This is a genomic window from Zavarzinella formosa DSM 19928 (genome assembly GCF_000255705.1).
Lineage (GTDB): Bacteria > Planctomycetota > Planctomycetia > Gemmatales > Gemmataceae > Zavarzinella > Zavarzinella formosa.
Map to the genome: position 1 here is coordinate 883,268 of NZ_JH636439.1, position 13,988 is coordinate 897,255.

Annotated in this window: 6 protein-coding genes; all 6 read right to left on the bottom strand. The window is 59.4% G+C overall.

All coding sequences use genetic code 11. From position 1 onward, the window contains the following. Nucleotides 1-9 precede the first annotated feature (9 nt). On the bottom strand, nt 10-1,005 hold the full coding sequence (locus BGIM_RS0104610) for an NAD-dependent epimerase/dehydratase family protein (protein ID WP_020468626.1): 996 nt from the start codon (nt 1,003-1,005) through the stop codon (nt 10-12). After that, the gene (locus BGIM_RS0104615) at nt 1,002-2,690 is read right to left on the bottom strand and encodes a fatty acid CoA ligase family protein (protein ID WP_020468627.1); all 1,689 of its coding nucleotides are present in this window, start codon (nt 2,688-2,690) and stop codon (nt 1,002-1,004) included. Before BGIM_RS0104615 ends, BGIM_RS0104610 begins: the two co-directional genes overlap by 4 nt. Continuing rightward, nucleotides 2,687-3,562: an alpha/beta fold hydrolase gene (locus BGIM_RS0104620; protein WP_020468628.1), complete on the bottom strand. Its 876-nt coding sequence runs from the start codon at nt 3,560-3,562 to the stop codon at nt 2,687-2,689. Before BGIM_RS0104620 ends, BGIM_RS0104615 begins: the two co-directional genes overlap by 4 nt. Continuing rightward, a complete protein-coding gene (locus BGIM_RS0104625) occupies nt 3,559-4,671 on the bottom strand; it encodes a 3-oxoacyl-ACP synthase III (protein ID WP_020468629.1) in 1,113 nt (370 codons plus the stop codon). Before BGIM_RS0104625 ends, BGIM_RS0104620 begins: the two co-directional genes overlap by 4 nt. A 32-nt stretch (nt 4,672-4,703) precedes the next feature. Next, nucleotides 4,704-10,838, bottom strand: a complete 6,135-nt coding sequence (locus BGIM_RS0104630; RefSeq protein ID WP_020468630.1) for a type I polyketide synthase — start codon at nt 10,836-10,838, stop codon at nt 4,704-4,706. A gap of 6 nt (nt 10,839-10,844) precedes the next feature. Continuing rightward, nucleotides 10,845-13,988, bottom strand: a 3,144-nt coding sequence (locus BGIM_RS66395; protein ID WP_157368788.1) for an SDR family NAD(P)-dependent oxidoreductase, incomplete at its 5' end; no start/stop codon positions are given.

The following is a 13,988-nucleotide window of genomic DNA, read 5'->3' on the forward strand; positions in this document are numbered from 1 at the left end:
TGCCCGGATTTAACCGGCTAATGACTTGAGCCAGTCTGCCATCAGTTCAAAACCCTTGGCTGTCGAAACTTGCGGCGAGTATCCAAAATCACGCCGGGCGGCCGTCAGGTCGAACCAATGGCTGGTTGAGAGCTGCCGGGCGACAAACCGCGTCATGGGCGGTTCGGCGGTTCGGCCGGTCAGTCGGTAGGCGGTTTCGAGAACGGCCCCGGCGGTGAGGGCCAGTCGAGGGGACACGGTTTTAGTCACTTCAGGGAGTGCCGCTACGCGCATCACCCGATTAATGAAGTCCCAAAGTGGCTCGGGTTGTCCTTGCGAAAGGAAATATGCTTTTCCGGCGACCGGCGAGCCAGGCGCCAGTTTTTTAGCCGTTTGCAAATGAGCCATCGCCGCGTTGTCCACGAATGTCGTGTCAACAAGTTTGGAAGCGTGACCAATGCGACGAAGTTTTCCGGCTTTGGCCCGTTCGACCAATCGCGGGATCAAGTGCGGGTCGTCCGGTCCCCAGATGAGATGCGGTCGCAGCGAGACGGTGGCCAGTTCCGGGGAATTGGCGGCCATCACCTCTTGTTCGGCGATGGCCTTCGTGTGCGGATAATGGGCCAAAAAGGTCGCGGGGTAGGGGACTTTTTCATTGATGCCTTCCTGATCCTCTCCGGCGAAAGTGACGCTTGGCGAACTGGTGAACACCAATCTCGGGACGCTCGCGGTTCGGCAGGCCGTGAGGATGTTTCGCGTGCCGGTCACGTTGGTGGCGAAGTAATCCCGCCACGGTCCCCAGACGCCCGCCTTGGCGGCGACGTGAAATACAGTGTCGCAGCCGTCGATTGCTTTTGTCAGTGAGGAAAGGTCCGTCAAGTCACCAGCGTATTGCTCGACACTCAACGCATCCAGTTTTGAGTGACGTTGCCGGGAATAACTGCGAACCGTGTGTCCGTGTTCGCGGAGAAGTTTCACGACGGCGAAGCCAAGAAACCCGCCGCCGCCGGTGACGAGGGCGTTCATCGTGGTCCCCGCTTGAATTGATCGGATGCCCACACCGCGAGTTTCTCCCGGAAGATTTTGGCGTTGTGCCGGATATCGACCGGGAATTTGGGATGCCGCAGAAAGGCCGTGACGGACTTTGTGTGTTCAAACTGCCCGGCCAACTGTTTCAGCTCTTCTTCAATTTGCGGCCACTCTCGAACATCCACGCGAGATTCCAATTCAACACAAATCGTCGGCATCACCGTATCAGGCTGGCCCGGAAAACCATGACGCCGACGGCCAACCAGAGCGGTGCGGAAAACCTTGGGGTGAGTGTTGAAAATCGCTTCGACCGGGATGGTGAACATTGTTTCGCTTGCCGTCACAATCCGATGAGATTTGCGGCCACAAAACCACAAGCGTCCTTCGGCATCAAGATATCCGACATCACCCATGCGGTGCCAGAGTTGCCCGCTGGCGTCCCGCATTTTGGCCAAAGCGGTTGCGGAAGGGCGGCCAAAATACTCTTCGGTCACGACCGGGCCATTGACGGCAATTTCACCAATTTCCCCAACCGGCAGACGATCGGCTTCACTCAACACAGGTATTGGTTCATCCGAAATTCGGATGATGCAAGCTCTCATCCCCGGCGCGGGGAACCCGACACACACGCCTTTGCCAATATCTGTTTTCGCCCGTGTATCGGTTAGGATCATGTCGCTGCCGATGTTGGCCACGGGCAGCGATTCGGTTGCACCGTAGGGGGTGAAGACCTGCACTCCGGGGTTCAACATCTTCGTGAAGCGTTCGATCACACTGGCGGCCACCGGGGCACCGGCCGAAATGACCCGTCGGACGGTGGGGAGTTTCACACTCTTCTCAACCCCATGTCGGCCCACGCGGTTGATGAGGGCCGGGGAGCCAAACATGTTGGTCACTTGGAAATGCTCGACCGTTTTCACGATTTTGCGGGCATCCACTTCGGCCGGTTTGCGCGGGTCCATCTCCGGGATGATGGCCGTCATGCCAAGAGCCGGGGCGAAGAGGGCAAATAGCGGGAACGTGCAAAGGTCGATCTCGCCCGGTTCAATGCCGTAGATTCGCTTAAGCTGCTCCACTTGGGCGGCAAAAATCCGATGTTGATAGACAACTCCTTTGGCCACTCCCGTGCTGCCGCTGGTGAACAGGATGGCGGCCATCTCGTCGGGTTGTGAATCCTTGACGGGAAGCGGCCCAAGTTGGTGTCCGATGGATCGTAACCGGCTGAGTGTGTGTTGACCACCGAGTAGCCGGGAACCTGTCGTGATCGTGTGCCGAAGTGTCTTCTTGGCCCAACCCAACAAACGGCGGGCGAGATGAGCCTTGGGGATGCCGATGAATGCCGCCGGTTCTGCCTCGTCAAGGCATTTGCCCAGATTGCGGATGCCCATGCCGGGGTCGATCAACACCGGAACCGCCCCGACTTTGAAGAGGGCAAACGTGAGCGAGAAAAAGTCAAGCAACGGGGGGACCATCAACGCGGTTCGCATGCCATCGGCGATGCCGAGTGATTTCAAACCTTGGGCGATGCGTCCGCTGTCCTCATCCAGTTCGCGGAAGGTCATCTGCCGGATTTGAATCGAGCCATCGGACTGGAATCTCGGCAGGATGACAGCCGGACGATCCGGCTCCCGTTCGGCCATGACGGAGAGATGAGAGGCGACGTTGACCGTGGCGACGGTCATGGATTCTTTTCCAAAAAGCGAGTAATCAACGGGATGACATCTTCGGCCGCATCTTCCAAAATGTAGTGCCCGCAGTCGGGGTAGCGATGGACTTCCGCGCGGGGGAATCGGCGTTCCCATTCCTTGAGAAAATGCCGGTCGAACACGAAGTCCTTGAGACCCCAGCAAATCAACATCGGCGTCTTGTCGTAACGCCCCATCGACTCGCCGACAGCTTTGACAATGTCGTAACCCTCGTCCGTCGGTTTCAGCGGAATGGTCTGCACGAACTTCAACACAGCCGTGCGGTCGGCCCGGTTTTCGTAAGGCTTCACGTACCATTCGCGGACATCATCGGGAAGCGGGTGGCGCTTCACGCCGATGTTGGCCGCGTGCCGGACGAACACATTATGCCGGCCGATCAGCCAAGCTCCGATGCTGGTGTTGCGCCCCAGCCACAAGCGAAAAGGAAACGTCTTGCGTCGTGGCAGCGGAAAGCCGGCGGTGTTCAAGATCACCAACCGCTTGATGGGAATGTTGTTTTCCATCGCCCATGCCAAGCCGATCATCCCGCCCCAGTCGTGAACCACCAGTGTGACGGGTTCAGTGATCTCCAACGATTTCATTAACGCCGTCAGATCATTGATGCGATCACGGAGGCGGAAGGCATATTGCTCCTCACTCGGCTTGTCCGAGAGGCCACAGCCCATGTGATCGGGTACGATGCAGCGGTATCGCGGGGACAAGGCATCCACCACGTTGCGGTAATAGTAAGACCACGTGGGATTGCCGTGGACCATCAGCACCGGTTCGCCGGCGCCGACATCCAGATAGTGTTGACGAAGTTTCCCCTGCTCGATGAATCGAGAGGGATAGGCAAAGGGAGAGTTCACCAGCGAAGCCCCAGCATCATGCAATTCAACCCGCTGCCGATGCCCATGAAACCCACGCGGTCGCCGGGCTTCAGAAAATCTCGTTCCTCGGCCAGGGCGGCGGTCAGCGGGACGGAGACCGTGCCGATGTTGCCGAGGAATTCAAAGGTCGAAAAATCCTTGCCGGGGGCGATGCCCAGCGTTTTCATCATCGTGTCCCGGTGCATCGTCCCCACTTGGTGACAGATCACCTTGTCCAGACTTTCGGAAGCCCAACCGAGTTTTTCAAGGAAGGACTGCCAGGTCTTAAAACCGAGATCAACGCCGAATTTCAACACAGAACCGGCATCGGTGGACATGAACGGGGAGACAACGTGCCTCATGCCCTTGTTGATCGCAGACTTGAGGATGTTGGCCGGTTCGGTTTGCAACAGCCGGTCAACGGTGGGGGCGACGCTTTCCCAACCCCATCGGCACAATTGATGATGTTGTGGGGCATTCTTTTGCACACCGCCAAGCAGTTGTCGGCGATGCTCGCTGGAAAGTTCCTCGTCAACGACGAGGACCGCCGCCGCCCCGGAGCCGCCGGTGAGTGTGGCCAACCCCTGCCGGAAGTTCTCCATCGACCGATTGTAAACCATCTGGTCGATCATCACTTCGTTGATTTCGCGGGCCGTTTCGCAGGAAACCACCAACCCCGCGCGGGCCTGCCCGAGTTGGATGCGGTTGGCCACCTCGACGATGCCATTCATCATGCCGAGGCAAGCATTGCTCAGGTCATAAACGGCCGCGTCGGACGAGATGCCGAGTTCGGAGGCGACCCGGCAGGCGGTCGCCGGTTCCAGTTGTTCCCGGCAAACGCCGGTGTAGACAAGCACGTCGATTTCGGAAGGCCGGATAAAGCTCTTGGCGAGAGCCTTGCGGGCGGCCATCGTCGCCCCCTGCGAAACCGGAAAATCCTTGTTCCACCAACGGCGTTCGTTGATGCCCGTGAGGGTTTCAAGTTGCCCTTGGGCGATGTTCAGATGTTTGTACATCGGCTCCAGCCGACGCTCCAGTTCGGCCGTGGACACGATCACCGGGGCCAGTTCGTAACCGATCGATTCCAGATAAACGCGGGAGTAACGCATGTCGTTCCGGTTGGGATCGCCGAGGGAGAGACTCAGCCTTGCAGGGTGAAATTCTTCATTTGGTAAATGATACGCCCGTCCACGCTCAAAAGCCCGTCACATTTCAACAGACGGCGGGAATCATCGATCTCGCTGACGTAACTTTGCACTGTCACCTCGGAATCGGTCGGCAAAATCTGCCCGCGATACACCCACTGATGCGGCCGGTCCAAGGCGACCGCCTGCCAGCCATTGGCCGGGGTGCCCCAACGACGATGGGCAAAAACCTTCATGAGTTGAATCATGGATTCTAACCCAAGCGAACCGGGCCACACCGGATCTTGGTGGAAGTGGGCCTTGAAGAACCACGCCGCCGGGTTGACCTTCGCCCGTCCTTCGACGCTGCCAAGGTTTTTCGGCCCCCCTTTATCGGCCAGCCATTCCACCCGGTCCACCATCTTGAGCATCGGATCGGGGAACGGCGATTCGCCGGGAACCGGGCCTTTCCAACCCGCCAGTTCCACGGGGCCGGGAACCATTAACGGTGTGTCCTTCAACCCCACTTGGTTGGCGAGGGCTTCCTTGGCGAAGAAACCGAAATAGGTGTTCCCCCGATAAACTGGCTTTCCTTTGCAGGTCACATCGTAATCGTAATGTTGAATAATCATCCCGCCGGAGGAAGACACGTTGGTGATTTTCACCTTGGTGGTCAGCGTTCCAGCGTCGGGATGGACTTCCGCGAACTGTGTGGCCGAACCCCCCAAATTGCGGAAGGAAATATCCACCGGACTGGTGAGAGCCGAGCCGAGATAACCGGCCAGCCAACCGCAGGGCTGGAGGGCGATTTCCAGCAGGATCGAGAACGGCATCTTGTCGCAACGGTTGGCGGCAAAGTACCACTCATCCGGGGGGACGTCGTATTCGGCGACGATCTCCCCGCCGGCCGCGTGAACCCATTGGGCGCAGTTTTTGATGCTGGTGATGCGATCCAAAAACTTGTACGGCGGGCCGGGCAACCGGGCGATCACCCGTTCTGTGTCGAATATCTTGTAGCGATCCCCGAAGGCTTCCGAGGGCTTGCCGATGGCGAAGGCCATAATCGAGTCATTGTCGAAGATTGGTTTCTTCGGTTTATCAGCATTCGCCCAAGTCGCGTCAAACTTCTCACGAGTCAACCCGGTCATCCGCAGGGACATGTTCGTGATTTCGACGATGGGCTTGCCGTCCGCATACATCAGGGCGTCGCACAGCACATACGCGCTTGGCTCAAAGCCGATTTCCTTCAACGAGACTTCGTAAGTCACCAGTTTGTTGGTGGCGATCACCTGGCCGCGACACTTGAGCCGACTGGTCACACCCGGCAACGGTTCGCAAACGAAGTCGCCCGTCTCGGCGACAAAGCCCATCCGCATCAACAGAACCCGCAGTGTGTGCAGGCAGCATTCATACATCAACGTGCCGGGCATCACCTGATCGTCCACGAAATGGCACGTCAAAAACCAGTCGTCCGGATGAATATCCGCTTCGCCGCGGATTTGTCCTAATCCGTATTTGCCCCCGCCGGGTGTGATTCGTTCTATCCGGTGAACGAGTTTCATCATCCCGCCGGGAAGTTTGACCGGATCTTGCAAGCTCAGACCGGCGAAGGTGGGGCCAAAAGCGGACTCCAAATCTCCCGCCCGCAAAGCATCCACCTGATTGGCCGAGAATGATTCGGCGGCCAAGGGTACAGGCGGACTCCAGTCGGCTGGTTTGACGCCGGGGACTGGTTTCTTGTCCAAGGACGTGTGAACGATCCCTTTGCCGCCGGAAAGTTCCTCGTTTGAAAAGAAGCCGGCGCAACCTTCCCGCATGCTCATCAGCGGCCGACCGTTGACCGTGCTTTCAAAGTGGAAGCGGAACAGATAGGTGTCGCCTTGACGGAAGAAGCTATCCACATGGATGTCATACCGGATCGTGTCGCCAACCACCGGCAGTGGCCCGTGGAAGGTGACCGTGGCATCGAGCAACCGATAACAGGCCAAGCCCCGCGTTTTGAAATCGATCCCTAAAAATCCTGAGAGGAACAAGTCGGCCTGTCCGGATTCAACGGCCACGCAAGTGGGAATTCGCCCATTGTCGAGATACCAACGGTCGGCCGTCACATCATGTTCGGTGACAACGCGGCCATGCGTGAGCGACAGCGGTTCTCCCTCAATCGTGAGAATCCGGTCCACCAGCATGAGGGGGCCGTCCGGCAACCGCACTCGCGTGGGGAAGTTGTCAATCTCCGCAAATTTGCGGCCCAGCACCGCCCCGACTTTGCCACGGGCAAACTCGAAGCATTCTTCTTTGGTGAGCGACCGGGGAACCTCATCCGTCGTCCGCACGGTGATGGGTTCGTCAGCCGTCACCGGAAAACTTCCGTTCGCCAATTGCTGGAGCAGGGCGGTTTGTTGATGAATCGTGTGGGCAAAGGCCTGTTGGGCAAACGTGTCGAATCGCAGAAACGCTTCATGAGCCTGGGCGATGGCCGTTTGGTGGTTGGCCAAGACCGCAAACGCGGAATCGGCATACGGCATCGAAACTGTGGGGGACACTTGCGGCATCGGGACGGCAACCGGCGGGATGAATTTTGGTGCGGGAGTTGATACGGGGATCGGTTTCGGATGAAAACCGACCGGCAGTTTCCTCGTGGGGCCGGAAACGGCGGTTTTGTCCGCTTCAGGGATCAACGGGGCCAAATCCAAATCAACACCTACGGCAAAGGCCGAGGCCAGCAATCCAAACAACTGGTTCAGCGGGTCTTGGCGGGCGACGCAGGCCGCTTTCGCCAAATGCGGATGATCACCGAGAATCGTTCCGATCATCCGCGCGCAGGAATTGCCGGGGCCGATTTCCAAGAAAATTCGCACACCGTCAGCATAAGCGGCTTGAACAGTTTTCGGGAAATCAATGGTGTTCAGCACGGCGGCGGTGATTGCGTCGGCGGCACTGTCCGCATTCAGATCGTAGGCCCGTCCTTCGGCTCCGCTGTAGAACCGCACACCTTCCGGCGGCGTGGTCGGCAAAAAGTGAATGGCCCGATAAGGTTCGTAAACCGGCAACGCCACTTCGCAATGAGCGGTCGTGACGCCGGAGACCGGGATGCTCACGGGATTGCCGAGAGACGCCAGCAATACCTCCACATCGGATCGTTGCCCGCCGATCACACATTCCTCGGGAGTGTTGACGATCAACACATAGGCCCGTGAACCAGCCGGGATCTTTTGCCGCACCGTATCGGCCGGGAGAGCCACCACGCGAATGGCCCAATCGACCTTTTCGTTTGCGGAGAACCCCCATTGTTGCCGGGCTGAATCGCAAGGACCGGCGAGGTCCGTAGTGAAGAGGGTTGAGTGTTGCATTCGCCGGAACATTTCGTCCCGTGTTTGCCAAGCTCCGGTGCCGTACATGCTCGCTGATTCGCCAAGACTGTAACCAATGGCCGCGTTGGGACGGAGGCCGAACGCCCGGAGAACATCACTAACGAGCGTGCCAAGCGAAACTTGGGCAAAGATCAAATCACGCGGTGACAAACCCTCCAGAGAATCGACCCCCCACACCAAATCCGCATGATACTGGCTGCGCAAAAGCTCATGCCGGTCTTGCTGGTTTTGCAGCACGGCCGGGAATAACACCCCGAGTTCCCGGCCCATGTCAGGGAACTGATTACCCGAACCGGGATAGACAAACGCCACTTCGCCTCCGACCGGAGACGGCGAATACCAGAATCGGTCCCGATTTGGCGTCTGTGGTTTGTCGAGTAAATGTCTCGACGCGGACTCGGCGATTTGACGCACTTCGGCCATCGACTCGGCGACGAACGCCAGTCGGGTCGAACCCGATTTGACCTGTTTCTTCCAAATCTCGGCCGACAACTGGCGAACGGAATTCGCCGACGATTGGGCAATTTCTTGAAGAATATACCGGCAATCTTCTGGCGAATTCGCTTGCAGACAAAACAAGCCGATGTCCCGATCCGTCGAGAGTTTCACGGGGCGGGGCGTTTTCACCGGGGGCGGTTCGGTGAGAATGATCGCGGCTTCTTCGCCGCCGATGCCGACGGTTCGCAAGCCCTCTTCGGTGTCCCGGATGCGGAAAGCCGGTCGGCCATTCATCTCGCCAACGGGATCGCCGAAATAGCGACACACATTCACCATGTCCAACAGATCGGCCGCCGCATGGTCCGCTTGATGTTCACGGTTGGGGGAGATGTCTTCCAGTCCGAAGATCGCGGAAATGGTGTCGCCATCACGCTCGGCATCTTCAAGCCGCTTTAGCACGATGGCCGCGCAACCGTCTTCGTTTCCTCCGCGTCGGGGATCGCTGGCCAAGTCAACGGCCCCGACAATCGCACGATCAATTTCGCCCTGAATCAGCGAGGAAGCTCCGAGAAACAACGCCCGCACCCCGCCGTTTTGCTCGTCGCAAATGGCAAAGCTAGGGCCGCCCGCCCGCAAGAAGCGGGCCAGTCGGCTCGGGGCGATACTGGCCAAGGCTCCCATCGTGCGGTTGGCGGTCAACGATGGATGCACGGCGTCCATTTGCGCCGGGTCTTGCAGACCCTTCATCCATCGCAAGTGAAAATTGGTGGTGTTCGGGTCGAGTGTCACGCCGATGAACACGCCGTCCGATGTATGATCAGCCGGAGCGGTTTTGCAATCATCCAAGGCTTCGGAGGCCGTCATCAACATGACGGTTTGTTGCGGCAGTATCTCCTCGGCTTCTTTCGGAGGAATACGGAATTTTTGGATGGGAAAGTCAATTTCCTTGAGAGAATTGGCCGAACGCGATGCCACCCCGATCACCGCCAGTTTGCCGGTCGGCGGCTTTGCGGGAACGCTGGCAGACACCCGCCCTGAATCGTTGCCGATCCATTCTTCGACCAACAGATGAGCGTTGATCCCGCCGAACCCGAACCCGCTGACGGCTGCCTGACGGGGACCATCGCTTGGCCACTCTTCTGCCTGCGAGAGAATTCGCAACGGATCGCCGGTGTATTCGAGTTTCACCGAGGGTTGCCGGAAATTCGCGGTCGGCGGCAATGTCCGGTGTTTCATGGCCAACAGAACCTTGGCCAACGCGGCTGCCCCGGCCCCGGTGAGCAAATGCCCCACCGTGGACTTCACACAGCCGACAACCGCCCGGCCCGGTTGATTCTTTCGGAGTTCTCGCAAACTGCCAAACTCCACGGCATCGCCGGTCGGGGTTCCCGTCGCGTGACATTCAATCAGCGAGACATCACCGGGGTTCCAACCCGTCTTGCGGTAGGCGGTCCGCATCGCGCGCAATTGGCCTTCGCTGGCCGGGAGAAGGACATTGCCCTCAATGTCGTTCGAGAGGCCGACGCCGTGAATGACTCCATGAATGGTGTCGCCGGATTTGATCGCGTCGGAAATGCGTTTGAGGACAAAGGCACCGCCACCTTCGCCCACGACGAGGCCATCTGCCGAGGCATCGAACGGCGAGCATTTGCCTGACAGCGACAACGCTCGCAATTGTGTGAACCCCATTTGCGTGTACAGGCTGTCCGGGCGGGACATGCCCCCAGCCATCATCACATCAGCACGGCCCGACAGGAGTTCGTCGCAAGCCAGTTTGATCGCATAAAGCGAGGATGCGCAGGCCGCGTCAAGGGCGTAGCCCCCCTGTCTGAAACCAAGGGCTTTGGCCGCCAGATGCACCGGCAGGCCGGTTGTGTGGCGATTGAGCCGATTCACCGGCGAAGGGGAATCCAGCCCAAGAACGGGGCCAAACACCTCACGGGCGATGTCGTTGGACTTCTCCGTCGGCAGGGCGATGTTTCCGAGAATCACACCGCCGTTGATTGGTCCGGAAAGCCTGGCAGATCGCCATGCCTCCAGGCACAGATGAAGGGCGACATGGAACACCGGATCAAGTTCCGGCAGGGGCAGACCACGAAGGTCGATGTCTGAGGTGTCCGTCTGGAACGGGCGCAAAAAGTACGCCCGTTTGGAATGCACCCGGTCCGGGGTGGCCGATCGCGGATCGAAGACTTGTTCCGGCGGGATTTTCCATCGGCCGGGCGGCGGTTCGGAGGAAAGATCCTCTCCGTCGCGGACAGCGTTCCAAAAACCTTCGATGGAATCAACGCCAGGAAACAGGCCGCCCCATCCGACGATGGCCACCTTCTCGTTCATCGACATGCGAAATCAGCCTCCGAACCGGGAGCCAAGACCATGCCCGGTGGGTTGTTTGTGGCGGCCCTTGCGGAAGGCTTCGTTCAACGAGGCATCCATCACATGCTCGACATTCATCATTCGAGCCACCAGTCGCCCGTCGCCGTCGATGATGTCGATGTCGGCCCGGATCATCGTGCCGTTGTCACGGGTGATCCGCAGCGCGATCATCACGCCATCATGCGGATACGCCCGTCGATATTGCCGATATTCGCCGACAAAACAGGGCAACGAACCCCGCCGATGTTTGTGATTCGTCCACAAGATCATCATTTGGAACGCGGCATCCATCGCCAGCGGGTCGCCAAGCCAGTGCCCGCGAACGGGCTGATCCATCCAACTCACCGGTTGCGGAGCCGGACGGGAATACGCGATCAAGCCCTCATCCGAAATGCCGTCCACTTTTTCCAAGGCCCGCATTTCGGGGCCGTGGAAGAGATAGTGTTCATATGCCTCGTCGGGCGTATGCGGGTACGGACCCGTTTCGGGCAGGCTGGCCGCCAGTTCACCTTCCGGCAGATTGTTTATTAGCAGGATCTCGGCCCGTGAATGAGTGATGCTCCGGTCGTTCCTTCGGCTGCGAATCTCAACAGGGACGACAAAGCCCTCGTCTCGCCGGATCGTATTTCCGGCCATCACTTGAATGTTGATCGGGGACAGTTCGTTGAGGCTGACGGGCTGGAACACCCGCAAGTCGTTGAATCCGTGGAATCGCAAACCCGGATTGCCGTGGATCGCCGCGTGAGCCAGCCATTCGGCATGGATGGCCAGGGGGAGGACCGCCATGTCGTTGATGACATGAGATCGAAGCACGCCGTGATCGAACAGGCTGATGGTGCGGTCAAACACCACCGACATTTCCGGCGGGCCTGCCACTGATCCGTTGCTGACAATCGCCCCGTTGCCATTGGCCGACGGCTTCTCGGGGGGATGCCCCGAAATCGGCCTCGCGATCACCACCACCTCGGCGGGTTGGTCGGCCCGTCGCAGTTCGTTGACCATCAATTCGCCGCCGTCGGCGTAGGAGATCAATCCGATGCCTTCCTTGAGGAACACTTGGGCGAGAGCGGGCGTGACCATACCCCCTTCCCATGGTCCCCAATTAAAGGCAACCGTGTGGCAGTCCGGTTTCGACCGCCTCAGTTGTTGGGCGGTTTTGTTCAAGACTTCATTGGCGGCGGCGTAGGCCACCTGGCCGGTGCGTCCGAATCGCCCGGTGGATGAGGAAAACAACACGATGGCCCGCAGGGGGTCTTCTTCGGTTGCGTTCAACAGGTTTTTCAGGCCGACCACTTTCGTGGAATAAACCTGTAGAAACTGTTCGTCGGTGAGGTCTTCAATCTTGCGATCCGCGAGGACACCCGCCCCATGAATGATGGCCGAGATCGGGCCAAAACTTCGGCGGACTTCGGAAAGTCCGGCCGCCAGAGCCCCGGCATTTTGCACGTTGGCCATGATGTACTGCACCGTCGCCCCGGACTCGGCAAATCGCTTGAGATTTCGGCGTACCTGTCGTTCGGCGAGCAGTTTCTTGGCTTCATCATTGATTTCGCGAGGAGTGGCCGGCTTTTCACGACGGCTCATCAACGCTTGCTTGATTTGTGCTTCGTCGGCCAGTTTCGCCAGCCATTCCGGTTCATTCGCGGAAAGCGGCGTCCGGCCCAAGATCACCAGTTTCGGCCGGGTGGCCCGGACCAGCGGCAGCAAGGATTCGGCGGTCACTCCTCTGGCCCCGCCGGAAACGACAATCACCGATCCCTCCGGCAGCGGCGGGAACGACGTGTCGGAGCCTTCCGATGGTTGATCGATCACTTCCAAGCCGAAACGGCCATGCGAGGTCAGCCCAACTTCGACGGGCCCGGCCAGCAAAATCTCATCCACCAAAGCGGTGGCCAGATGACGCGCGGAGGCCGGTTCCAGATCAATCGCCTTGCAATTGACCAAGGGCCACTCATGCGAAGCGGTTTTGCTCAACCCCGCGAAAGCCCCTTGGACCGGATCACGGGACGCGGACAGATTGCCGAAACCGAACGCCCCGTCGAGCCGGGTCACGGTGGCAAAGAACGAGCCGCCGTTGCGGGCCGATTCGTTTAATGCTCCGGCCGCCCGCTTCAACCAGCGAAACGCACGCACGGGCAGATCGTCGGGACAGGTTCCATCGGGAGCGATCAGAACCAAACCGGCCAGACCTTTCGGTTCATACGCATAAGGAGAATCGTTCCACGGAATGAACTGCGGCCGACATCCCGCCGCGTCAAATTGCCGGGAGATGGTGGCGGTCAGGCTCGATGGCTCGGCGATCAGCCAAACCGGGGCATAACGGTCGGTGGTGATCCGCTTTCGCGGGTTGGTCGGGTCAAGGGGAACCACGCCCACCAAACTGCGGACGACCGTTGAATGGGTCGCCGATGGCGGTTCCGGATCACCGCGCATGGGCATGGGCGGGGGATCAACCGGCGGCAAAAACACCGACGGCGGGGGAATCACATTCGCCTCGGCCTGCGGAGCCGTGAAACCGGATTTGGAATTCATCTGGTAAGCCGTCAACGGAAGTTCCGGGATCGGCGTGGGCGCCAAATCCTCGAACGGAACCGGCGGCAATTCGATGCTGATTTCGCGATCACTCTCAGGGGACGCCGGAGTGATCGCCACCACGAAAGGGCGGGGGGCCTCCGCGACAGGCAGGATCGGCTGGCCGGCCACACTTGGTAACGGCCCCGCCAACAGACTGGCGATGTCCCGGAGGGTGTGGAGGGTTCCGAGGTGTTCGGGCTTGACGCTGGGGGCGTCGGGGAGTTTTTCCTGGAGGGCCGAGAGGATTTCGACCCGTTTGATGGAGTCGATGCCGAGGTCGGCGTCGAGTTGCATGTCGAGACCGAGCATGTCGGCCGGATAACCCGTCTTCTCCGCCACCACCGACAGAAGCACATCACCCACGGGCGTGCTGGAGGGGGCTGAAGTTGCCAGGGTCGCCGCTGGGGCAGGGACCGCCACCGCAACCGGGGCGGCGGTCGTTCCGAGGAACGACACGATATCCCGGAGGGTGTGGAGAGTGCCTAAATGTTCGGGTTTGACGCTGGGGGCGTCGGGGAGTTTTTCCTGGAGGGCCGAGAGGAT

Excerpts from the sequence above, each read along its gene's own strand:
- BGIM_RS0104615 (WP_020468627.1), bottom strand. The coding sequence starts at position 2,690 with ATGACCGTCGCCACGGTCAACGTCGCCTCTCATCTCTCCGTCATGGCC.
- BGIM_RS0104630 (WP_020468630.1), bottom strand. The coding sequence starts at position 10,838 with ATGTCGATGAACGAGAAGGTGGCCATCGTCGGATGGGGCGGCCTGTTT.
- BGIM_RS0104610 (WP_020468626.1), bottom strand. The coding sequence starts at position 1,005 with ATGAACGCCCTCGTCACCGGCGGCGGCGGGTTTCTTGGCTTCGCCGTC.
- BGIM_RS0104625 (WP_020468629.1), bottom strand. The coding sequence starts at position 4,671 with ATGCGTTACTCCCGCGTTTATCTGGAATCGATCGGTTACGAACTGGCC.